Annotated in this window: 24 protein-coding genes; 19 read left to right on the forward strand and 5 right to left on the reverse strand. The window is 66.7% G+C overall.

The window, feature by feature from the left end; genetic code table 11:
* Positions 1-31: 31 nt before the first annotated feature.
* Positions 32-571, reverse strand: a complete 540-nt coding sequence (locus tag FHS79_RS11645) for a hypothetical protein (RefSeq protein ID WP_184200013.1) — start codon at positions 569-571, stop codon at positions 32-34.
* Between the two features lie 173 nt (positions 572-744).
* Between FHS79_RS11645 and FHS79_RS11650 the strand changes: the two genes are divergently transcribed.
* From FHS79_RS11650 to pnp, 13 genes are all read left to right on the forward strand, one after another.
* On the forward strand, positions 745-1,320 hold the full coding sequence (locus FHS79_RS11650; RefSeq protein ID WP_184200017.1) for an LSm family protein: 576 nt from the start codon (positions 745-747) through the stop codon (positions 1,318-1,320).
* A 22-nt stretch (positions 1,321-1,342) separates the two neighbouring features.
* Positions 1,343-2,896: a transcription termination factor NusA gene (nusA, locus tag FHS79_RS11655; protein WP_184200020.1), complete on the forward strand. Its 1,554-nt coding sequence runs from the start codon at positions 1,343-1,345 to the stop codon at positions 2,894-2,896.
* On the forward strand, positions 2,883-3,584 hold the full coding sequence (locus tag FHS79_RS11660) for a DUF448 domain-containing protein (RefSeq protein WP_184200023.1): 702 nt from the start codon (positions 2,883-2,885) through the stop codon (positions 3,582-3,584). Before nusA ends, FHS79_RS11660 begins: the two co-directional genes overlap by 14 nt.
* 11 nt (positions 3,585-3,595) lie before the next feature.
* On the forward strand, positions 3,596-6,370 hold the full coding sequence (infB, locus tag FHS79_RS11665) for a translation initiation factor IF-2 (protein ID WP_184200026.1): 2,775 nt from the start codon (positions 3,596-3,598) through the stop codon (positions 6,368-6,370).
* Entirely contained in the window at positions 6,371-6,811 is a 441-nt protein-coding gene (rbfA, locus tag FHS79_RS11670; protein WP_184200028.1) for a 30S ribosome-binding factor RbfA, read from the forward strand.
* Positions 6,795-7,376: a GNAT family N-acetyltransferase gene (locus tag FHS79_RS11675; RefSeq protein WP_184200031.1), complete on the forward strand. Its 582-nt coding sequence runs from the start codon at positions 6,795-6,797 to the stop codon at positions 7,374-7,376. The genes rbfA and FHS79_RS11675 overlap by 17 nt, the downstream gene beginning before the upstream one ends.
* A gap of 36 nt (positions 7,377-7,412) precedes the next feature.
* Positions 7,413-7,700, forward strand: a complete 288-nt coding sequence (locus FHS79_RS11680; RefSeq protein WP_184200033.1) for a type II toxin-antitoxin system Phd/YefM family antitoxin — start codon at positions 7,413-7,415, stop codon at positions 7,698-7,700.
* Entirely contained in the window at positions 7,697-8,110 is a 414-nt protein-coding gene (locus FHS79_RS11685; RefSeq protein ID WP_184200036.1) for a type II toxin-antitoxin system VapC family toxin, read from the forward strand. The genes FHS79_RS11680 and FHS79_RS11685 overlap by 4 nt, the downstream gene beginning before the upstream one ends.
* A 95-nt stretch (positions 8,111-8,205) precedes the next feature.
* A complete protein-coding gene (locus tag FHS79_RS11690; protein WP_184200039.1) occupies positions 8,206-8,499 on the forward strand; it encodes a nucleotidyltransferase family protein in 294 nt (97 codons plus the stop codon).
* Complete coding sequence (locus tag FHS79_RS11695; protein WP_184200042.1) at positions 8,499-8,849, forward strand: HepT-like ribonuclease domain-containing protein; 351 nt, start codon at positions 8,499-8,501, stop codon at positions 8,847-8,849. The genes FHS79_RS11690 and FHS79_RS11695 overlap by 1 nt, the downstream gene beginning before the upstream one ends.
* Complete coding sequence (gene truB / locus FHS79_RS11700) at positions 8,842-9,732, forward strand: tRNA pseudouridine(55) synthase TruB (RefSeq protein ID WP_184200045.1); 891 nt, start codon at positions 8,842-8,844, stop codon at positions 9,730-9,732. The genes FHS79_RS11695 and truB overlap by 8 nt, the downstream gene beginning before the upstream one ends.
* A 16-nt stretch (positions 9,733-9,748) precedes the next feature.
* Positions 9,749-10,018 carry a 30S ribosomal protein S15 gene (gene rpsO, locus FHS79_RS11705; protein WP_184200048.1) on the forward strand — a complete coding sequence of 90 codons (270 nt, stop codon included), beginning with the start codon at positions 9,749-9,751 and terminating at the stop codon, positions 10,016-10,018.
* A gap of 139 nt (positions 10,019-10,157) precedes the next feature.
* Positions 10,158-12,524 carry a polyribonucleotide nucleotidyltransferase gene (gene pnp, locus FHS79_RS11710; RefSeq protein ID WP_184200051.1) on the forward strand — a complete coding sequence of 789 codons (2,367 nt, stop codon included), beginning with the start codon at positions 10,158-10,160 and terminating at the stop codon, positions 12,522-12,524.
* 53 nt (positions 12,525-12,577) lie between these two features.
* On the opposite strand, the gene FHS79_RS19330 is transcribed toward pnp, so the two are convergent.
* Positions 12,578-13,345, reverse strand: coding sequence for a LytTR family DNA-binding domain-containing protein (locus tag FHS79_RS19330; RefSeq protein WP_184200055.1), 768 nt, complete (start codon positions 13,343-13,345; stop codon positions 12,578-12,580).
* A 118-nt stretch (positions 13,346-13,463) separates the two neighbouring features.
* Between FHS79_RS19330 and FHS79_RS11720 the strand changes: the two genes are divergently transcribed.
* From FHS79_RS11720 to FHS79_RS11730, 3 genes are all read left to right on the forward strand, one after another.
* Entirely contained in the window at positions 13,464-13,970 is a 507-nt protein-coding gene (locus FHS79_RS11720) for a DUF2306 domain-containing protein (RefSeq protein WP_184200058.1), read from the forward strand.
* A 438-nt stretch (positions 13,971-14,408) separates the two neighbouring features.
* Positions 14,409-14,912: a transglutaminase-like domain-containing protein gene (locus tag FHS79_RS19455; protein WP_424022266.1), complete on the forward strand. Its 504-nt coding sequence runs from the start codon at positions 14,409-14,411 to the stop codon at positions 14,910-14,912.
* A 75-nt stretch (positions 14,913-14,987) separates the two neighbouring features.
* On the forward strand, positions 14,988-16,412 hold the full coding sequence (locus FHS79_RS11730; RefSeq protein WP_184200065.1) for an NAD(P)H-dependent flavin oxidoreductase: 1,425 nt from the start codon (positions 14,988-14,990) through the stop codon (positions 16,410-16,412).
* Between the two features lie 4 nt (positions 16,413-16,416).
* On the opposite strand, the gene FHS79_RS11735 is transcribed toward FHS79_RS11730, so the two are convergent.
* Positions 16,417-16,623 carry a hypothetical protein gene (locus FHS79_RS11735; protein WP_184200067.1) on the reverse strand — a complete coding sequence of 69 codons (207 nt, stop codon included), beginning with the start codon at positions 16,621-16,623 and terminating at the stop codon, positions 16,417-16,419.
* 86 nt (positions 16,624-16,709) lie between these two features.
* Here FHS79_RS11735 and FHS79_RS11740 point away from each other — a divergent pair, with 86 nt between their 5' ends.
* From FHS79_RS11740 to FHS79_RS11750, 3 genes are read left to right on the forward strand one after another with little or no spacing between them, the layout of a single operon-like run.
* Complete coding sequence (locus FHS79_RS11740; protein WP_184200070.1) at positions 16,710-17,600, forward strand: polysaccharide deacetylase family protein; 891 nt, start codon at positions 16,710-16,712, stop codon at positions 17,598-17,600.
* Complete coding sequence (locus FHS79_RS11745) at positions 17,597-18,514, forward strand: polysaccharide deacetylase family protein (RefSeq protein ID WP_184200073.1); 918 nt, start codon at positions 17,597-17,599, stop codon at positions 18,512-18,514. The genes FHS79_RS11740 and FHS79_RS11745 overlap by 4 nt, the downstream gene beginning before the upstream one ends.
* 18 nt (positions 18,515-18,532) lie before the next feature.
* Positions 18,533-18,742, forward strand: coding sequence for a hypothetical protein (locus tag FHS79_RS11750; RefSeq protein ID WP_184200075.1), 210 nt, complete (start codon positions 18,533-18,535; stop codon positions 18,740-18,742).
* Between the two features lie 46 nt (positions 18,743-18,788).
* On the opposite strand, the gene FHS79_RS11755 is transcribed toward FHS79_RS11750, so the two are convergent.
* A complete protein-coding gene (locus FHS79_RS11755) occupies positions 18,789-19,700 on the reverse strand; it encodes a tyrosine recombinase XerC (RefSeq protein WP_243452845.1) in 912 nt (303 codons plus the stop codon).
* A gap of 13 nt (positions 19,701-19,713) precedes the next feature.
* Positions 19,714-20,367, reverse strand: coding sequence for a fructose-6-phosphate aldolase (gene fsa, locus FHS79_RS11760; protein ID WP_184200078.1), 654 nt, complete (start codon positions 20,365-20,367; stop codon positions 19,714-19,716).
* Between the last annotated feature and the right edge of the window lie 65 nt (positions 20,368-20,432).

Raw genomic sequence — 20,432 nt, forward strand, 5'->3', positions numbered from 1 at the left:
GCGAAATAGCTTCGCTATTTCGTCGCCGCATTCAGACTTTACACCCCTTCGCCCGCGCCGTGCCCTTGATATACGACCGCCGCACCGTGCCCGCATAAACCGCCGCCTGCGCATAGCGCTCGCGCTTCTGCGCGCCGGAAACGAAACGGATCACCCCGGCAAACGGAATCAGGCTCCCCGCAATCGCCTCGGTGGCGCCAAAGGCGAACTCTGCCGGCGTCTGCTTCTTCTTGTCGGCGCGAGCCTCCGCCGAGTCGACATCGGGCCCGACCATCTCGGTGATCTTGGTGACTTCGGCCGCATATTGCCGGCACGTCTTCAGCCCGGTGAGCGCATAGGGATTTTCCATCATCGCTTCCAGCTCGGGCGGAACCTTCTTTTTCATCAAGTTGAGGTCTTTCAGCGGCTTGGTCGCAATATTCTCCATCGTGTCGAGCGCGCGATCACCGTCGTTTATCTTGTCGCTGCCCTTGTCCTTGGGGTCGGCAGTCTGGGCAGTGGCGGCCGCCGCGCCAAGCAGCAACGCCATGGCTGCGGCGAAGGTTGCCGTCGTTGTGGTCGGTCGTGACATGTAATTCTCCACAGGCGAAATTCACAGGATGCGGGTCGGGCTTGCCCGGCGCGAACGGGCGCAGTATAGCGATCGAACTTCCACATGGGTAACCGAGTGAGGTCGGCAGGGTTTCCTGCCGCCGCGCCCCGCTTCATGTGTCCATCAATCGCCTTAGCGGAATCTGACCTGTCTTGAGCCTGAACACCACTCTCGAAGCGATCATCGCCCCCATCGTCGCCGATCTCGGCTTCGCGCTCGTGCGCGTGCAGATGAACGGCCGCGCCGGGGGCTCGCAGACGTTGCAGATCATGGCGGAGGATCCCGTCACCGGCCAACTCACCATCGCGCAATGCAGCGCCATCAGCCGTGCGCTCGACGAGCCGCTCGAGGCCGCCGATCCGATCGAGGGCGAGTATTCGCTCGAAGTCTCTTCACCGGGCATCGACCGCCTGCTCACCCGCCTGGCGGACTGGGCGCGCTGGGCCGGCCATGAGGTGCGCCTCAAGCTCGCCGCCGCTGCCGAAGATGGCACCATCTCGCGCAAGACGACTGCGATGAAGGCCGTGATAATCGGCCATGAAGGCGACATGGTGCATCTCGACATGCCGGGCACCGGCAAGATGAATGTGCCTTTCGGCCAGATCGTCAGCGCCAAGCTGGTGCTCACCAACAAGCTCATCGCCGCCACCCGCCCGCTCGACATGGGCGACGCCGATGAAATGATCGACGAGCCGGGCATCGAGACCGACGCCGAAAACGACAACTGAGCCGAACCGAAGGACACACCCCATGGCCACCGCCATCACTGCCAACCGCGCCGAGCTGCTCGCCATTGCCGATGCCGTGGCACGCGAAAAGTCGATCGACCGCGGCATCGTCATCGAGGCGATGGAAGACGCCATCCAGCGCGCGGCGCGCGCCCGTTATGGTGCCGAGAACGACATTCGCGCCAAGATCGACGCCAAGAGCGGCGAAACCCGGCTGTGGCGCGTCCTCGAAGTCGTCGAGGAGCCTGAGGATTTCTTCAAGCAGATCGGCGTCAAGGAAGCACTCAAGAAGGACAAGTCGGCTGTGCTTGGCGATTTCATCGTCGATCCGCTGCCGCCCGTCGAATTCGGCCGCATCGCCGCCCAGGCCGCCAAGCAGGTCATCGTGCAGAAGGTGCGCGATGCCGAGCGCGAGCGCCAGTTCGAGGAATACAAGGACCGCGCCGGCGAGATCATCATCGGCGTCGTCAAGCGCGCCGAATTCGGCCATGTCGTCGTCGATCTCGGCAAGGCCGAGGGCGTGATCCGCCGCGACCAGCAGATCCCGCGCGAAGTGCTCAAGCCCGGTGACCGGGTTCGCAGCCTCATCCTCAGCGTGCGCCGCGAAGTGCGCGGGCCGCAGATCTTCCTCAGTCGCGCCGCCGGGGACTTCATGAAGAAGCTCTTCGCGCAGGAAGTCCCCGAGATCTACGACGGCATCATCGAGATCAAGGCCGTCGCGCGTGATCCGGGCAGCCGCGCCAAGATCGGCGTCATCAGCCGCGATTCGAGCATCGACCCCGTCGGCGCCTGCGTCGGCATGAAGGGCAGCCGCGTTCAGGCGGTGGTGCAGGAGCTGCAGGGCGAGAAGATCGACATCATCCCCTGGTCGCCCGATGTCGCCACCTTCGTCGTCAATGCACTGCAGCCTGCCGAAGTCGCCAAGGTGGTGCTCGACGAGCAGGACAACCGCATCGACGTCGTGGTCCCCGACGATCAGCTGAGCCTCGCCATCGGCCGCCGTGGCCAGAATGTCCGCCTCGCGTCGCAGCTCACGGGTCGCCAGATCGACATCATGACCGAGGCCGACGAGAGCGAGCGCCGCCAGAAGGAGTTCGTCGAGAAGTCGACGATGTTCGAATCCGAACTCGATGTCGACGAGACGCTGGCACAGCTGCTGGTCGCCGAAGGCTTTTCGGAGCTCGAGGAGGTCGCCTATGTCGAGCTCGACGAAATCGCCAGCATCGAGGGCCTCGAGGAAGTGGCGAGCGAGCTGCAGAGCCGTGCCGTCGAAGCGCTCGAGCGCCGCGACGCCACGGCCCGCGAAGAGCGTCGTGCGCTCGGCGTGGACGATGCGCTCGCCGAAATCCAGGGCCTCACCGAGGCGATGCTCGTGGTGCTCGGCAAGAAGGGCGTCAAGACGCTCGACGATCTGGGCGATCTCGCCACCGACGAACTCGTCGGCCGCTCGGGAATCCTCAAGGACACCCCGCTGACCGAGGACGATGGCAACCGCATCATCATGGCCGCCCGCGCGCACTGGTTCGAAGACGAAGCCTCCGACGAAGGGGACGCCCCGGCGGATGGCGGACAATGATCTTCCCCGGAATCTGACAGAGGCACCCGAACGCCGCTGCATCCTGACCCGCGTCAGCGGGCCGAAGGAGCAACTTGTCCGCCTGGCCCTGGGGCCGGACGGGCAGGTGGCGGCTGACCTCGGCGAAAAACTGCCCGGGCGCGGTGCCTGGGTGCGCGCTGATCGACCCCTCATCGAAAAAGCCATGGCGCGCGGCCAATTGAAGGGCACGCTGGTGCGCGCCCTCAAGCATGAGCCGATCGTGCTTTCGCCGACACTGGCGGACGATATCGCCGCCGGCCTGCGCAAGCGGCTGCTCGACCAGCTCGGGCTTTGCGCCCGCGCCGGGCTGCTGGTCTGGGGGCATGAGCGGATTTCGGATGCGCTCGGCAAGGGACGCGTCGAGCTGCTCCTCCACGCCGCCGATGCCGGCGAGGATGGATCGGGCAAGCTGGAAATGAAGCGACGCGCGGCCTGCCCCGATTCGCGGACCTTGAACCTGCCCTTCGACCGCGCCACATTGTCGGTGGCCTTGGGGCGCGGAAATGTAGTAAGTGCGGCACTTGTCGATGCGGGTGCCGCCGCGCGTGTATCCGCGGCGCTGGCACGCTTGATGGCCTTTGAGGGGCCGGAAGCGCTGCCCGGAATGACTGAATTTGAAGACGAGGTGCCATCGGCGGTTGCCGAGGGCGCTGATGAAAGGCATTAGGCGCGACCTGTATGAGTGACGACACCAAACCAAAGCTGGGCATGCGCGCCCCCCTCGGCCTCAACAAGGCGGTCGAAGTGGGCAAGGTGAAGCAGCAGTTCAGCCACGGCCGCACCAAGCAGGTGGTGGTCGAGGTCAAGCGCCAGCGCGTGTTGCACCGGCCGGGCGATGCGCCCGCTGCCGAGGTCGCACCTGCGCCAGCCCCCGCACCCGCCCCCGCCCCGGCGGTCGCCAGCACGGCGCCGGCACCCGCACCGGCACCAGCCCCCGCCCCCACCTCCGCCGTTGCATCTGCGCCGGCAGCGGCACCCGCTGCCGAGGCCCGGCGCGCGGCTGCCCCGCAAGCTGCCGAACCCCAGCCGGCACGGCCCACGCCGCCGCCGGTGATGTTCCGTCCCGTCGAGCGTGCGCCCCTGCCGGTTCGCCCGACCCCGTCGGAGCCGACGCCCGCAGCGGCTGCGCCAGCACCTGCACCTGCGCCAACACCAGCTCCCGCTCCCGCCCCCGCTCCCGCTCCCGCCGCTGCGCGTCCGGCTCCGGCTCCCGCCCCCTCACGGCCGGCTGCCCCCGTGCGTCGCCCGCCGCCGAGCAACCTCACCCCGCAGGAGCGTGCAGCGCTGCTGATGCGCCAGGCCGAAGAAGAGCGGCTGCGCCTGGGTGAAGAAGCCCGAATCCGCGAGGAAGCCAAGCGCGTCGCCGATGCCGAAGCCGAGCGGCTGCGCCTCGAGGAAAAGCGTGCCCGCGAGGAAGAGGAGCAGCTCCGCATCCTCACCGAGCCCGATCCTGCCCCCGTCATGCCCAGCGGCGAGCTCGAGGACGAGGACGGCATGCGTGTGCGTGCCATCCCCGGCCGCAAGCCCGATGCCCCCAAGCCCGGCGGCAAGCTCCGCAGTGCCGATGATCGCCGCAAGTCCGGCAAGCTCACCGTCACCCGGGCCCTCGAATCGGAAGATTCCACCCGCGTTCGCAGTCTCGCAGCCCTTCGCCGGGCGCGCGAGAAGGAGCGTGGCCGTCTGGGCAGCCAGGCCAAGCAGGTCCGCGATGTCACCGTGCCCGACAGCATCACCGTGCAGGAGCTCGCCGGCCGCATGGCCGAGCGCACCAGCAATGTCGTCCGCCTGCTCGCCCGCATGGGCGTGCCGACCGCGGCGCATGAGGAAATCGATCAGGACACCGCCGAACTGGTGCTGACCGAATTCGGTCACAACATCGTTCGCGTCTCCGATTCCGATGTCGAAATCGGCATGGTGGGTGCGGCCGATACCGATGAGCATCTGCTGCCCCGGCCGCCAGTGGTCACGATCATGGGTCATGTCGATCACGGCAAGACCAGCCTGCTCGATGCGCTTCGCGGCACCAGTGTCGTCAAGGGCGAGGCCGGTGGCATCACCCAGCACATCGGCGCCTATCAGATCGTGACCTCGGGCGGCGAGAAGATCACCTTCCTCGACACGCCGGGCCACGAGGCCTTCACCGCCATGCGCGCCCGCGGCGCCTCGGTCACCGATATCGTCGTGATCGTGGTGGCCTGGGACGATGGGATCATGCCGCAGACGATCGAGGCGATCCAGCACACCAAGGCGGCCGGCGTGCCGATGATCGTGGCCATCAACAAGATGGACAAGGCCGGCGCCAACGCCGCCAAGATCCGCACCGACCTGCTCCAGCAGGATGTGCAGGTCGAGGAGATGGGCGGCGACGTCCAGGATGTCGAAGTCTCGGCGATCGCCAAGACCGGTCTCGACGAGCTGATCGAGAAGATCCTGCTGCAGGCCGAAGTCATGGAACTGAAGGCCAACCCCGACCGCGCCGCCGAAGGCTCGGTGATCGAAGCGAAGCTCGACAAGGGCAAGGGCGCGCTCGCCTCGGTGCTCGTGCGCCGCGGCACGCTCAAGCAGGGCGATATCCTCGTCATGGGCCAGGAGTGGGGCAAGGTCCGCGCCATGACCGACGACAGCGGCAAGCAGGTGAAGACCGCGTTGCCCGCGACGCCGGTCGAAGTGCTCGGCATGACCGGGGTGCCGCTCGCCGGAGACCCCGTCACGGTCGTCGAGTCCGAAGCCCGGGCCCGCGAAGTGGCAGAATATCGTGCCGGCCTCGCCAACGCCAAGCGCATCGCGCAGGAGCCGGCAAACCTGGAAACGATGTTCTCGGTGCTCCGTGCGGCCAAGGTCGCCGAGTACCCGCTGGTCATCAAGGCGGACGTGCAAGGCTCGGCGGAAGCCATCGCCGGTGCGGTCAACAAGATCAGCACCGATCTCATCCGCGCCAAGGTGCTGCTGTCCTCGGTCGGTGGCATCACCGAGAGCGATGTCACGCTCGCCCGCGCCTCGGGTGCGCCGATCATCGGCTTCAACGTCCGTGCCAATGCCAAGGCTCGCGAACTCGCCCAGCGCGATGGCGTGGCGCTCAAATATTACGACGTGATCTACGATCTCGTCGATGATGTGAAGGCGGCGATGGCCGGCCAGCTCGGTCCGGAAATGCACGAGACCGTCGTCGGCCGCGCCCTGGTGCTCGATGTCTTCCAGGCGGGCAAGATCGGCAAGGCCGCCGGCCTGCGTGTGACGGAAGGCTATATCCGCAAGGCGCTGCGGGCGCGTGTCATGCGCGACGATGTCATCATCTACACCGGCAACATCGCGACGCTGCGGCGCTTCAAGGATGACGTTCCCGAGGTCAAGGTCGGCCTCGAATGCGGCATCACGCTGCTCGACTCGTCCGATGTGAAGGCCGGCGACATCGTCGAGACCTATGAGGTCGAGAGCCGCGAACGGATCCTGTAGTTGGCAAGGGCGACCCCCGACGCACAGGGCCGTTCGGTGCGCCTGCTCCGCATCGGCGAGCAGGTGCGCCACGCCCTCGCCGAGGTGATCGGCCGTGGGGACCTGCGCGACGAGATGATCGCGCGCAGCCTCGTCAGCGTGTCCGAGGTGCGGATGTCCCCCGATCTTCGCCATGCCACGGTGTTCATCAAGGCGCTGGCGAACAACGACGACCAGGCGATCGTCAAGGCGCTCGCCGGCCATGCCAAGTTCCTGCGCGGCGAAGTCGCGCGGCGGCTGGCGACCAAATACACGCCCGACCTGCGCTTCCGCGTCGATGAAAGCTTCGAGGCGAGCGCGCGCATCGAAGCCGTCCTCAAGCGCCCCGCCATCGCCCGCGACCTCATCCCGCCCGAGCCCAAACCAGCCCCGCTCGCCGACGAGCATGACGACGCTGATTGACGCACTCCACGTGCCGCTCGCCGCCGGCCGGGTGCGGCTGGAGCGGTTCGATACCGCCATCCACGCCGAGCTGCTGCGCACCGCCTGCGCGCAGGATCCCGACATCTGGCACATCTATTCGGTGTCGCTCAACGGCGACCAGTTCGAAGCCGGGCTGGCAAAGCTCACCGCCCCCGCAAACCGCGCCTATGCCATCTTCGACGGCGCCGCGATGGTCGGCTGCACCAGCTGGTACGGCTGGGACGACGCCAGCCGCAGCGTCGCCATCGGTTTCACCTATCTGGCACCCGCGGTGCGGGGCGACGGCTTCAACCTGGCGCTCAAGGCGCTGATGATCGGCCATGCCCGCGCCTGTAGCGTCATCCGCATCCACTTCGATATCGATGTCCGCAACACCCGCAGCCAGGCCGCCGTCCTCAAGCTCGGCGCCACCCGCGAAGGCGTGCTGCGCGCCAACAAGCGCACCTGGACCGGCCATCTGCGCGACACGGCAATCTTCAGCCTGCTCCCCGGCGAAGAATCTGATTCGCTCAAGGCCGCAATCGCAGCCTTGTCCCGTCGCTGAACTGGTCATATATTGCTGACCAGTTGGAGACCGATCATGGCCGCGCGCCGCGAAGAAACCATCACAGCCACCGACTTCAAGGCACGCTGCCTCGAGCTGATGAACCGGCTGGCGCGGCGCGAACTCGACCGCGTGCTGGTAACCAAGCGCGGCCGCGTCGTGAGCGTGCTGGCGCCGCCCCCCGAGCCCGAAGCCGCCGGTTTCGACGCCATCATCGGCAAGCTCAGCGGAAGCACCGGCCTGTCCGCCGATCATGGCTGGGAAGCCGCCGGCGATGACGACCTGCCCGCCCGCCTCGAAGAGAAGTTCAAGCAACTCCTGTGATCCTGCTCGATACCAATGCCCTCATCGGCCTCGCCGAGGGCTGGCCGTTTCGCGCGGCTGCCCGCGAGGCGATCGACAGCGCCAGCCGTTCCGGACGGCTGATGGTATCGGTCACCTCGGCTTGGGAAATCGGGCTTCTGGCGGTCCACACCCAGCGCACCGGCGCGCTGTTCGGCGGTGACCCTCGGCGCTGGTTCGATCGCGCGCTGGCAGCGCTGGGGGTGACCTCCGTGCCGCTCGGCACCGACATGGCGATCGAGGCAGCACTGCTGCCGCCGGGCCACCCAAACGATCCCGCCGACCGCTGGATCATTGCCACCGCACGCGCCCTCGATCTGCCGCTCATCACCTCGGACCGCGCCATCCTGGCCTATGCCGAAGCCGGCTTCCTGAAAGCGATCCGCCGATGACTGTTCTCCCCGGCTTCGATATGGACAGCCGCAATGATCCCAACCATTCTGCGATCGCCGGCTGACGCGCGACGGCCGACATGCTATCCAGAGCCATGCGCCGCGCAGAAACCAGCAGCCGCCTCAAGGCGCACGCCGATGCCCTCCGGCAGGCAGGCGTCGCGTCGCTCTTCGTGTTCGGCTCCACTGCGCGTGATGAAGCGACCGCTGCCAGCGACGTCGATATCTTCTTCGATCCGTCGCCCGCGCGCTTCAACCTCTTCGACGTGATGGCCGTGCGGGAAAAAATCGAAGAATTTCTCGGCTGCCGCGCCGACGTAATGACGCGCAAATCGATCCATCCGCATCTGCGAGACCGCATCGAAGCCGAGGCCGTGCAGATTTTCTGATGGTGAAGCGATCGCAGCGCTTGCGGCTGCTCGATATGCAACGCGAGATCGGCGCCATCGAAGCGGCTTTGGCGAAAGTCGAGGCCGCGCATTTCGAGACCGATTGGCTCCTTCGCAACGCTGTCGAACGAGGCATCGAGATCATTTCCGAAGCCAGCCGCCATCTCGATCCTGCCCTTACGGCAATGCATCCCGATGTGCCGTGGCGGCGCGTGGCCGACATCGGCAACTGGCTGCGACACGCCTATGAGCGCGTCGATCCATCGTTGATCTGGTTCATCGTGGTCGACGAGTTTCCGGCTCTCAAGGCGAGTGTGAAAGCGATGCTGGAGATGGCAGCCGATGACTGACCTCCACGGCTGGATCATCCTCGACAAGCCGCTCGGCCTGTCGAGCGCGCAGGGCGTCGCTGCGGTCAAGCGCATCCTGCGCCAGGCGGGGCATGGCAAACCCAAGATCGGCCACGGCGGCACGCTCGATCCGCTTGCCACCGGCGTGCTGCCGATTGCGCTGGGCGAAGCGACCAAGCTCGCCGGACGGATGCTCGATGCCACCAAAGGCTATGATTTCACCATAAGCTGGGGCAGCGCCACCTCGACCGAGGATGCCGAGGGCGAGGTGATTGCCACCAGCGCCGTGCGCCCGACGCCCGAGGCGCTGCAGGCCATCCTCCCCCAGTTCACCGGCCCGATCGCCCAGGTGCCGCCCGCCTATTCCGCCCTCAAGGTCGATGGCGTCCGCGCCTATGCCCTCGCCCGCGCCGGGGAGACGGTCGAGCTCGCCACCCGCCATGTCACAGTCCACAGCCTCACCGTCCTCGCCACCACCCCGGACAGCGCCACAATCTCGGCCAGCGTCTCCAAGGGCACCTATATCCGCAGCCTCGCGCGTGACATCGCGCTGGCCCTCGGCACCGTCGGCCATGTTACGATGCTGCGGCGGACAAAGGCCGGTCCGTTCGGGCTGGATCAGGCGTTATCGCTGGACAATCTGGCGCTTCTGGTGCAGGACCCCGGCCCAGAACAGGTCATCCTGCCACTGATGGCGGGGCTGGACGACATCCCGGCTCTTGCAATCGATCCCGATCAGGCGGCGGCGCTCAAGCAAGGGCGCCTCCTGACGGGACACCCCGCCGCACCCGGCACCTATCTCGCCTGCCTCGGCCCTGTTCCCGTGGCGCTTGTCGAGATCGACCAGAACCAGGTCCGGGTCTTGCGCGGGTTCAACGTCTGATTTGAAGGAGTAACCGATGTCGATTGCAGCAGAACGCAAGGCCGAAGTCATCAGCTCGAACGCACGCGGCGCCAATGACACCGGGTCCCCGGAAGTCCAGGTCGCCATCCTGTCCGAGCGCATCACCAATCTCACCGAGCATTTCAAGACGCACGCCAAGGACAATCACTCGCGCCGTGGCCTGCTCGTGCTCGTCAACAAGCGCCGTTCGCTCCTGAACTATCTCAAGAAGATCGACCAGCAGCGCTACACCGATCTCATCACCAAGCTGGGCCTGCGCAAGTAGCCAGCACCGAACGGCCCCAACCGGGGCCGTTCGCTTTTTCCGGCAGGCCGGCCATGGGGGTCGGCACCGGGCATGGTCCCGATAGGGGACCAACAGGCCGCCCGAGGCAATCTGGCCAAGGGCCGACAGGAAGACACACATGTTCGATATCAATACCGTTGAAATCCAATGGGGTGGCCGCACCCTCAAGCTCGAAACCGGCAAGGTCGCCCGCCAGGCCGATGGTGCCGTGATGGCCACCTATGGCGAGACCGTTGTGCTCTGCGCCGTCACCGCCGCCAAGTCGGTCAAGGAGGGCCAGGATTTCTTCCCGCTCACCGTCCATTATCAGGAGAAGTTCTCCGCAGCCGGGCGCATCCCGGGCGGCTTCTTCAAGCGTGAACGCGGCGCCACCGAGCATGAGACGCTCACCTCGCGCCTCATCGATCGCCCGCTACGTCCGCTGTTCCCCGAAGGTTTCTACAACGAGATCAACGTCATCGCCCAGGTGCTGAGCTATGATGGCGAGAACGAGGCCGACATGGTCGCCATGGTCGCCGCCTCGGCAGCGCTCACGCTCTCCGGCGTGCCCTTCATGGGCCCGATTGCCGCCGCCCGCGTCGGCTTCGTCGAAGGCGAATACATCCTCAACCCCACCAAGACCCAGATCGCCGAAGGCCGGCTCGATCTCGTCGTCGCCGGCACGCATGATGCGGTGATGATGGTCGAATCCGAAGCCAAGGAGCTTTCGGAAGACGAGATGCTCGGTGCGGTCATGTTCGCCCACCGCGGCATCCAGCCGGTCATCGACGCAATCATCGATCTCGCCGAAAAGGCCGCCAAGGAGCCCTGGGAGCTCAAGATCGCCGATGACAGCGCGATGCTTGCCACCATCAAGAAGGCCGTCGGCAAGGACATCACCGCCGCCTACAAGCTCACCCAGAAGTCCGAGCGCCAGCAGGCGCTCGCCGACGCCAAGGCAAAGCTGAAGCCGATGTTCGCCGACAAGGACAGCAGCACCCAGCAGAAGGCCGGCAAGCTGTTCAAGAAGCTCGAGGGCGAAATCGTCCGCGGCGCCATCCTCAAGGACGGCAGCCGCATCGATGGCCGCGACACCAGGACCGTCCGCCCGATCGTTTCGGAAGTCGGCCTGCTGCCGCGCACCCATGGCTCGGCGCTGTTCACCCGCGGCGAGACCCAGGCGATCGTCACCACCACGCTCGGCACCTCGGATGCCGAGCAGATGATCGATGGCCTCGATGGCCTGCGCTACGAGCGCTTCATGCTCCACTACAACTTCCCGCCCTATTCGGTCGGTGAAGTCGGCCGCTTCGGTGCGCCCGGCCGCCGCGAAGTCGGCCATGGCAAGCTCGCCTGGCGCGCTGTCCACCCGATGCTGCCGTCGAAGGAGGATTTCCCCTACACGGTGCGCGTGCTGTCGGACATCACCGAGTCGAACGGCTCGTCGTCGATGGCCACCGTCTGCGGTGCGTCGCTGGCGCTGATGGATGCCGGCGTGCCGCTCATCCGTCCGGTCGCGGGCATCGCCATGGGCCTGATCCTCGAAGGCAAGAAGTTCGCCGTGCTGTCGGACATTCTCGGTGACGAGGATCATCTCGGCGACATGGACTTCAAGGTCGCCGGCACCTCGGAAGGTGTCACCGCACTGCAGATGGACATCAAGATCGCCGGCATCACCGAGGAGATCATGAAGGTCGCCCTGGCCCAGGCCAAGGAAGGCCGCGCGCACATCCTCGGCGAAATGGCCAAGGCGCTCGATACCACCCGCACCGAAATGTCGGCGCACGCCCCGCGCATCGAGAGCTTCCAGATCGACAAGTCGAAGATCCGCGATGTCATCGGCACCGGCGGCAAGATCATCCGCGAGATCGTCGCCACCACGGGTGCGAAGGTCAACATCGACGATGACGGCACGGTCAAGATCTCGTCGTCGGATCCGGCGCAGATCGATGCCGCCAAGGCCTGGGTGCTCGGCATCGTCGAGGAGCCCGAGGTCGGCAAGATCTACACCGGCAAGGTCGTGTCGATGGTCGATTTCGGCGCCTTCGTGAACTTCATGGGCGCCCGCGATGGCCTGGTGCACATCTCGGAAATCAAGAACGAGCGCGTCGCGGTCGTGAAGGATGTCCTGAACGAAGGCCAGCAGGTCAAGGTCAAGGTGCTCGGCATCGACGATCGCGGCAAGGTGCGCCTCTCGATGCGCCTCGTCGACCAGGACACCGGCGAGGAAATCGCCGACACCCGCCCGCCGCGTGAAGGTGGCGACGATCGTGCGCCGCGTTCGGATCGTGGCCCACGCCGCGATGGCGACCGTGGTCCCCGTCGCGATGGCGGCCGCGATGATCGTGGCCCCAGAAGGGATTCGGGTCGTGATGGTGGCCGCGATGATCGCGGTCCCCGGAGCGATCGTGCTCCCGACCGTGCTCCCCGCGAAGAGCGCGCCCCGCGCAGCGAAGACGGCGAGGGCGGCAGCCTTCCCGACTTCCTGACCGGCGGCAAGGACTGATCGTCCAACCTCGAACACGGAAAGGGCCGCCCCCCGGGGCGGCCCTTTTCATGTCAGGTTGTTGGCCGCAGCCAGCCGCGCGCGCGCACCCTCGCCAGATGCGACGCACTCACCGGCACCTCACGTCCATCGTGCAGCACCAGCTTCCACCGCCGCCCGTCGCGCACCGCGCCACGCACCATCGCGGATGCGACCCAGGCACTGCGGCTGACCTGCAGCCCGTCCGCCGGCGCCAAGTCTTCGAGCGCATCGCCGAAGCGGTGGAGCAGCAGCGGCTGGCGGCCATCAGCGAGCACCAGCCGCAGATAATGGTCCTCGGCAAGAACGAGCCGTATGTCCGAAAGGTCGGCGATCCTGGCACGCGTGGCGAGCGGTGGCACCCGTTCGGTCGGCGGTGCCGCTACTTGCTGGCCGGGCAGGCTGTGCGACGCCCGCGGGGTGCGCAGCACGACCGCAATCGCCGAGATGCTCGCCGAAATCAGCACGGCCTGCACGAACAACGCCCACCAGTCCAACCTGAGCGGCATGCCGACGAGCCGATAGGCGGTCTCGATCTCCACCGGCAGCAGCGCGTTGAGCAGCACCGCCCCCAGCACTGCCGTGGTGATCGCCTCTTGCCGCCCCTCGGCGCGCTCGCCGACCCAGCTGTACCAGCCCCACCATTTGGCGCTGTTCCAGCCGATCAGCAGCAGCCAGAACAGCGCCCGCGCTGGCAGCGGCAGCACCTGTGTCCCGAACGGCCCGGCCAGCACGCACGCCAGCACGGCAGCAAGGCTGGCAACGGTGGTCACACGCGGGGAAGGGGTGCGGGTCGATTCCACGAAGCGTCAATCCTGCAACGGACAAGGTTGGCGAAAGCGCAGGCAGAATAGGCGAAACCGGCGTTGCAGCAAGCGTGCCACCTGCGGAACACCGGTCCGGTCAACAGGGGACCTCGCCATGTTCGCCAATCTCTCGCCGCTCATCCTCGCCCATCTCGTCGCCTCCTCCATCGCGCTGCCGCTGGGGCTCCACCAGCTCACCATCGGCCAGGGCACGCCACGCCACGCCCTGCTCGGGCGGATCTACATCATCGCCATGCTGCTCGCCCTGCTCACCGCGCTTGCCACCTTCCGCCCCGGCACGCCGTTCCTTCCCTTCTACATCCTGGCGTTTGTCGGCCTCTATTCGCTCATCGCCGGCACGGTCGCGCTGCGGCGCTGGCTGCGCCGGCGTGAGCCGAAGCACCTCCGCGCGCACAAGATCAACATGGCCTTCAGCTGGCTGGGCCTCGCCATGGCAGGCGTATCGCAAATATCCTCCAACCCGCGCTTCGGCATCGTCCAGGGGCTCGATCCGGTCGGCTTCTGGGTCTGGCTCATCCTCCTCAACCTGTGTCTCTACGGCATCGGCAGCTGGTGGATCTTCGCCAGGCTGGTCCGCGACGGTTCGGCGCCCAGGCGCTGACACTTGACCCAGGAGACCGGCCCCAGGGAACCAGCTGCAGGGGCTGCCGTTGTCCATGCGCATCCTCCCGCTAAAGGCGCATCAATGCAGCTTCGCGTCGGCTTCGATCTCCAGTTCAGTTGCCCCAAGCCGACCGAACTCATCATGATGCTCAGTCTCCACCCAAGCCAGGGCAGCCGCCTGCTCAGCAACGATGCGCTCACCGTGTCGCCGGCATTGCCGGTGCGCAGCTATATCGACAGCTTCGGCAATCGCGCGCACCGGCTCACCGCACCCGCAGGCCCCATCCGCTTCCAGTCGGATTTTCTCGTGCAAGGCGATGATTCGCCCGACGTGCTTCCGGTCGATGCTGTCCAGCACCCGATCGCCGACCTGCCCGACGACGTGCTCATCTTCCTGCTCGCCAGCCGCTACTGCGAGGTCGAGAAGCTGTCTCCCATGGCATGGCAGCAGTTCGGCGCGCTTCCCGATGGCTGGCCGCGCGTCCAGGCCATCCTCGATTTCGTCCACGGCCACATCCGCTTCGATTACAATTGCGCGCGCGGGGATCGCAGCGCCCATGATGCTCTCACCGACGGCGAGGGCGTGTGCCGCGATTTCGCGCATCTCTCGGTCGCCCTGTGCCGGGCCATGCACATTCCGGCGCGCTACGTCACCGGCTGGCTCGGAGACATCCGCTGGCCGCGCGTGCCCGGCCCCATGGACTTTTCCGGCTGGACCCAGGTGTGGCTCGGTGGCCGCTGGTGGGATGTCGATGCCCGCCATGTCACGCCGCGCCACGGCCGAGTGCTGATGGCGGTGGGGCGCGATGCCGCCGATGTCGCCATTTCCACAGCCTTTGGCGCGGCAACGGTCACCCGCTTCCACGTCATCTCCGATGAAGTCGATCCGCCGGCCGAGTGGCTCGGCAGCAATCATGAAACCGTTCCGTTCGCTGCGTGAACATTGCGGCGCAAAGGCCGCAGGCGCTTGCATTGCCGCCCTGTCCCAAGCATGGAAGCCAGTGAAGGGACGATAATGACAATCTTGCAGGGCATCGGCAGCATCACCATGGGCGGCCGCGAAGTCTGGCCGCTCGTCGAAGGCGGCAAGGGCGTGGCGGCAACCAACCACCAGTCCTCCGGCGCCTGGGCGATGGCCGGCGGCGTCGGCACCATCTCGGCCGTCAACGCCGACAGCTACGATCCCACCGGCAAGATTATCCCGCAGGTCTACAATGCTCTCACGCGACGCGAGCGGCACGAGGAGCTGGTGGAATATGCCATCGAGGGTGCCGCCCAGCAGGTCACCCGCGCCTATGAAATGGCGTCTTCCGAGCTGCAGCGCGGCATCGGCGGCATCAACATCAACGTGCTCTGGGAGATGGGGGGCGCCCAGCGTGTCCTCCACGGCGTGCTCGAGCGCACCAAAGGCATGGTCAACGGCGTCACCTGCGGTGCCGGCATGCCCTACAAGCTCTCCGAGATCGCCGCGCACTACGGCGTGCATTATTACCCGATCATCAGCAGCGCCCGTGCCTTCCGCGCGCTCTGGAAGCGCGCCTACAGCAAGGCCGCCGAATGGCTGGGTGCCGTCGTCTATGAAGACCCCTGGCTCGCCGGCGGCCACAACGGCCTCAGCAACGCCGAAGACCCGCGCGTCCCGCAGGACCCCTATCCCCGCGTCAAGGATCTGCGCGCCACCATGCGCGAAACCGGCATCAGCGATTCCGTGCCCATCATCATGGCCGGCGGCGTCTGGCGCCTCGACGAATGGACCGACTGGCTGGACAATCCCGAGCTCGGCACCATCGTCTTCCAGTTCGGCACCCGCCCGCTGCTCACCAAGGAAAGCCCGATTCCCGAAGGCTGGAAGGCCAGGCTGATGACGCTCGAAAAGGGCGACGTCCTCCTCCACAAATTCTCGCCGACCGGCTTCTATTCCTCCGCCGTCCGCAACCCCTTCCTGCGCGATCTCGAAGCCCGGTCGGAGCGGCAGGTCGCCTTCTCCACCACCGCCACCGGCGATCATCAATTTCAGCTCGATGTCGGCGTCGGCGCCAAGCGCTATTGGGTGACGCGCGATGATCTGCTGCGCGCCCGCGAATGGCACGGCGAAGGCTTCACCGACGCGCTCAAGACTCCCGACAACACGCTGGTCTTCGTCACCCCCGATTCAAAGGCGATGATCCGCAAGGACCAGGCCGATTGCATGGGCTGCCTCAGCCAATGCGCCTTTTCGAGCTGGTCCGATACCGAGACCAACACCACCGGCCGCCTCGCCGATCCGCGAAGCTTCTGCATCCAGAAAACCCTGCAGGACATCGCGCATGGCGGGGACACCGAGCAGAACCTCATGTTCGGCGGCCACAGCGCCTATCGCTTCGCCTCGGACCCGTTCTATTCGAACGGCTTCGTGCCGACGGTGAAGCAGCTGGTGGACCGCATCCTCACCGGCGCCTGAGCCTTCAGCGCCGCAGCACCGCCAGCATCAGCCCCGCCACCACCAGCGCCACGCCGGGCCACACGGTCACGAAAAACAGCATCCCCAGCCCCACCGGGTTGGGATTTGGCTCTGTCAGCCCCACCACATGCGCCGCCATGAACAGCAGCAGTGGCCCGCAGCCGAGCGCCAGCACCCAGAGCCCCCAGCGCAACAGGCCATTCATCCGCATGGCGTGAGTGTTCCGCACTCTTCCCCGCGCGACAAGCCCCGAAAAACCGATGCATCGTCGCATCACCCCGGCTATTGTCCGGACAAATGCCCAATCCTCCCGCCCCTTCCGACCCCCAGCTCTACGACCCCATCCCTGACCCGCGCCCCATCCGCTGGCCCGGCGGCAAGACCTGCGCCGTGTGGGTCGCCCCCAACCTCGAATTTTACGAGCTCGATCCGCCGCCGCACCCGCGCCGCAAGAGCTGGGCACGCCCGCATCCCGATGTCGTCGGCTACAGCCACCGCGACCACGCCAACCGCGTCGGCCATTGGCGCATGGCCGATGCCATGTCGCGCCACGGCTTCCCCGGCTCGGTCAGCCTGTCGGTGGCGCTCTGCGACCATATCCCCGAGGTCGTCGCCGATGCCAACGCCCGCGGCTGGGAGTTCTTCAGTCACGGCATCTACAACACCCGCTACGCCTATGACATGGACGAGGCCCAGGAGCGCGCGATCATCGAAGACAGCATCGCCACGGTCCAGGCCGCCACGGGCCAGCGCATCCGCGGCTGGCTGGCCCCCGCCCTCACCCACACCCCGCGCACCATGGACCTGATCGCCGAATACGGCCTCGACTACACCTGCGACCTCTACCACGACGATCGCCCTGGCCGGGTGCGCACCGCTTCGGGTGACCTGATCTCGATGCCCTACAGCCTCGAAGTCAACGATCACTACGGCTTCTTCATCTACAACATGAGCCCGCGTGAATACGCCCGAGCCCTCATCGACCAGTTCGACCGCCTCGCCCGCGAGGGCCAAAACAGCGGCACGGTCATGTGCATCCCCCTCCACGCCTATCTCATCGGCCAGCCGCACCGCATCGGCCCCTTCGAGGAGGTGCTTCGCCACATCGCCGCCGATGGCCGCGCCTGGATCACCACCGCCGGTGCCATCGCCGATGCATGGCGAACCGGGGGGAGGGCAGGGGAATGAGCCTCGATCCGAGCTACCTCGAATACCCGCACCGCCGCCGCGGGCTCGACCATGATCTCTTCCCCTGGTCCGCCCTCCACACGCGCCCGCCCATCACCTGGCCGAACGGCAAGCGTGTCGCGGTCGTCATCGTCATCAGTTGCGAATTCTTCCCGCTCACCCCCACTGATACGCCCTTCCGCGCCCCCGGCCACATGCAGACGCCATTCCCCGATTATCGCCACTTCACCGCGCGCGACTATGGCTCGCGCCTCGGCGTGCCGCGCCTCGTCGAAGCGGTGGCCAAGGTCGGCGCGCACGCCAGCTTCGCCATGAACAGCCGCTGGGCGGCGCGCTTCCCCGATCTGGCGCGCAGCATCGTCGCCGCCGGCCATGAAGTGGTGGCGCACTCGACCGACATGAACGGCACCATCGCCACCGGCCTGCCGGAAGCCGACGAACGTGCCCTCATCACCGCCTCGCTCGAAGTCCTCCACGCCGTCACCGGCGTCCGCCCCTCGGGCTGGCTGAGCATCGCCCGCTCGCAAAGCTGGAACACCCCCCGCCTGCTCGCCGAAGCCGGGCTTCGCTACTGTCTCGATTGGGTCAACGACGAGCTGCCCTACCGCATGACGACCCCCGCCGGCGCGCTCGTCAACCTCCCCCTCAACCACGAACTGTCCGATCGCCAGATCATCGCCACCTGCCAGCAGAGCGCCGCCAGCTTCAAGGAGCAGCTCCTCGATGCGCACGACTGGCTCGATGGCGAGGTCGATGCGCACGGCGGCCGGTTGCTCCCGGTTCATCTGACTCCCTATATAAGCGGATTGCCCTATCGCATCGACGCGATCGAGCAATTGCTGGTCACCCTCGCTTCCAGGCCGGGAGTCTGGTTCGCACGGGGTGCCGATGTCGTCGATGCAAGCGGGGCCTGAAACCACAGGAGCCTCCCGATGCGAATGACGACCCCCATCCTTCTCACCACCGCCCTTCTGGCCCTCGGTGCCTGCAACAGCGGCCGCAGCGGCGCGCTCATCGGCGGCAGCGCCGGTGCCGTCGCCGGCCAGGCGGTCGGTGTCGGCCCCGTCGGTGGCGCCCTCGTCGGCGGTGCCGCCGGCGCCATCGCCGGGGACCGCAACGAGAACCGCGACAACAAGGAATGAGCGCTGCGGCGACCGGCTGGCCCAGCCACCGGTCGCCGCTGCCGCCTCAGGCGCGGGGGTGCGCCCCGCGATAGGCATCCAGCAGCGCCGCTGCATCCACCGCCGTATAGATTTGCGTCGAAGACAGCGATGCATGCCCCAGCAGCTCCTGGATCGCCCGCAGGTCCGCCCCCGCGCCAAGCAGATGGGTCGCAAAGCTGTGGCGCAGTGCATGCGGCGTCGCACTTGTCGGCAGTCCCAGCGCCGGCCGCGCCGCGCGCATCGCTGCCCGTATATGCCCGGCATCGAGCGGCCCGCCCCGCCGCCCGCGGAACACCGCCCCTTCGGTCACCGCGAACGGCATCAGCGCCCGGTAGGCATCCACCGCCTCGCGCACCACCGGCAGCAGCGGCACCTGCCGCACCTTGCCGCGCTTGCCGGAAATCGTCAGCACCTCGCCGAGCGGCAGATCTGCCACGCTCAAGGCCAGCGCCTCGGAAATCCGCAGCCCCGCTCCCCACAGCAGCAGCAGCACGGCCGTATCGCGCAGTCGCTCCCATTCCGGCGCGTCTCCATCATTCGTCATCGCCAGCAGCGCATGTGCATCGGGCGCACTCAGCGGCCGCGGCACCCGCCGCGCCAGCTTGGGCGATTTCACCCCCGCCAGCGCCTCCAGCTTCAGGCCCGATCCCCGCACGAAGCGCGCAAAGGTGCGGAGTGCGGAAAGCTCGCGCGCCACGCTGGTGCTGGCCAGCCCCTCGCCCCGCCGCATCGCCAGAAAGCCGCGCACATCGGCGGCGGTCAGCGCCTCCAGATGCACGAGCGTCACCGCCCCGCCGAAATGCCGCGACAGAAAATCCTCGAAGCGCTCGATCGACGCCGCATAAGCGCGCAGCGTGTGCGGCGAGAGCCGCCGCTGGTGCGCGCACTGGTCGAGCCATTCCGCTGCCGCCGCGGCCAGCGGGCGGCTGCCGCTCAAATGATCGAACCGTTCAAAGGATGGATTGGCCGGACTTCGCCCAATCGGTGGCAAAGCCTTCCAGCCCCTTGTCGGTCAGCGGGTGGTTGGCCAGCGCGCGAATCACTGCCGCCGGCATCGTCGCCACATCGGCGCCGATCTTCGCGGCCGCCAGCACATGCGCAGGGTGCCGCACGCTCGCCGCCAGGATCTCGGTCTTGAATTCGTAATTGTCGTAGATCAGCCGGATGTCGGCGATCAGTTCCATCCCGTCCTGGCTGATGTCATCGAGTCGGCCGATGAACGGCGATATGAAGCTCGCTCCCGCCTTGGCAGCGAGCAACGCCTGGTTTGCCGAAAAGCACAGCGTCACGTTCGTCATCGTGCCTTCGCCCGAAAGCGCCTTGCACGCGCGCAGCCCGTCCATGGTCAGCGGCAGCTTGATGCAGATGTTGCGCGCCAGCTTGCGGAGCACCTCCGCTTCCCTGAGCATCGTCGCATAGTCCGTCGCCACCACTTCGGCAGACACGGGACCATGCGCAATGTCGGCAATCTCCTTCACCACCTCGAGGAAATTGCGCCCCGATTTGGCAATAAGCGACGGGTTGGTCGTCACGCCATCGAGCAGGCCGGTTTCCACAAGCGCAGTAATTTCGGCGATATCGGCCGTGTCGACGAAGAACTTCATGGGAAAGGGGCTTTCTGAAAGGAATCGGCCCTCTCTAGCCCAGCCGCGCGTCTAGAAAAAGAAGA

The organism is Polymorphobacter multimanifer (assembly GCF_014205635.1).
Lineage (GTDB): Bacteria > Pseudomonadota > Alphaproteobacteria > Sphingomonadales > Sphingomonadaceae > Sandarakinorhabdus > Sandarakinorhabdus multimanifer.

Excerpts from the sequence above, each read along its gene's own strand:
- truB (WP_184200045.1), top strand. The coding sequence starts at position 8,842 with ATGACTGACCTCCACGGCTGGATCATCCTCGACAAGCCGCTCGGCCTG.
- FHS79_RS19455 (WP_424022266.1), top strand. The coding sequence starts at position 14,409 with ATGGCATGGCAGCAGTTCGGCGCGCTTCCCGATGGCTGGCCGCGCGTC.
- FHS79_RS11690 (WP_184200039.1), top strand. The coding sequence starts at position 8,206 with ATGCGCCGCGCAGAAACCAGCAGCCGCCTCAAGGCGCACGCCGATGCC.
- FHS79_RS11745 (WP_184200073.1), top strand. The coding sequence starts at position 17,597 with ATGAGCCTCGATCCGAGCTACCTCGAATACCCGCACCGCCGCCGCGGG.
- rpsO (WP_184200048.1), top strand. The coding sequence starts at position 9,749 with ATGTCGATTGCAGCAGAACGCAAGGCCGAAGTCATCAGCTCGAACGCA.
- FHS79_RS11735 (WP_184200067.1), bottom strand. The coding sequence starts at position 16,623 with ATGCGGATGAATGGCCTGTTGCGCTGGGGGCTCTGGGTGCTGGCGCTC.
- FHS79_RS11645 (WP_184200013.1), bottom strand. The coding sequence starts at position 571 with ATGTCACGACCGACCACAACGACGGCAACCTTCGCCGCAGCCATGGCG.
- FHS79_RS11740 (WP_184200070.1), top strand. The coding sequence starts at position 16,710 with ATGCCCAATCCTCCCGCCCCTTCCGACCCCCAGCTCTACGACCCCATC.
- FHS79_RS11660 (WP_184200023.1), top strand. The coding sequence starts at position 2,883 with ATGGCGGACAATGATCTTCCCCGGAATCTGACAGAGGCACCCGAACGC.
- FHS79_RS11730 (WP_184200065.1), top strand. The coding sequence starts at position 14,988 with ATGACAATCTTGCAGGGCATCGGCAGCATCACCATGGGCGGCCGCGAA.
- nusA (WP_184200020.1), top strand. The coding sequence starts at position 1,343 with ATGGCCACCGCCATCACTGCCAACCGCGCCGAGCTGCTCGCCATTGCC.
- FHS79_RS11720 (WP_184200058.1), top strand. The coding sequence starts at position 13,464 with ATGTTCGCCAATCTCTCGCCGCTCATCCTCGCCCATCTCGTCGCCTCC.
- pnp (WP_184200051.1), top strand. The coding sequence starts at position 10,158 with ATGTTCGATATCAATACCGTTGAAATCCAATGGGGTGGCCGCACCCTC.
- infB (WP_184200026.1), top strand. The coding sequence starts at position 3,596 with ATGAGTGACGACACCAAACCAAAGCTGGGCATGCGCGCCCCCCTCGGC.
- FHS79_RS11750 (WP_184200075.1), top strand. The coding sequence starts at position 18,533 with ATGCGAATGACGACCCCCATCCTTCTCACCACCGCCCTTCTGGCCCTC.
- FHS79_RS11675 (WP_184200031.1), top strand. The coding sequence starts at position 6,795 with ATGACGACGCTGATTGACGCACTCCACGTGCCGCTCGCCGCCGGCCGG.
- FHS79_RS11695 (WP_184200042.1), top strand. The coding sequence starts at position 8,499 with ATGGTGAAGCGATCGCAGCGCTTGCGGCTGCTCGATATGCAACGCGAG.
- FHS79_RS11680 (WP_184200033.1), top strand. The coding sequence starts at position 7,413 with ATGGCCGCGCGCCGCGAAGAAACCATCACAGCCACCGACTTCAAGGCA.
- fsa (WP_184200078.1), bottom strand. The coding sequence starts at position 20,367 with ATGAAGTTCTTCGTCGACACGGCCGATATCGCCGAAATTACTGCGCTT.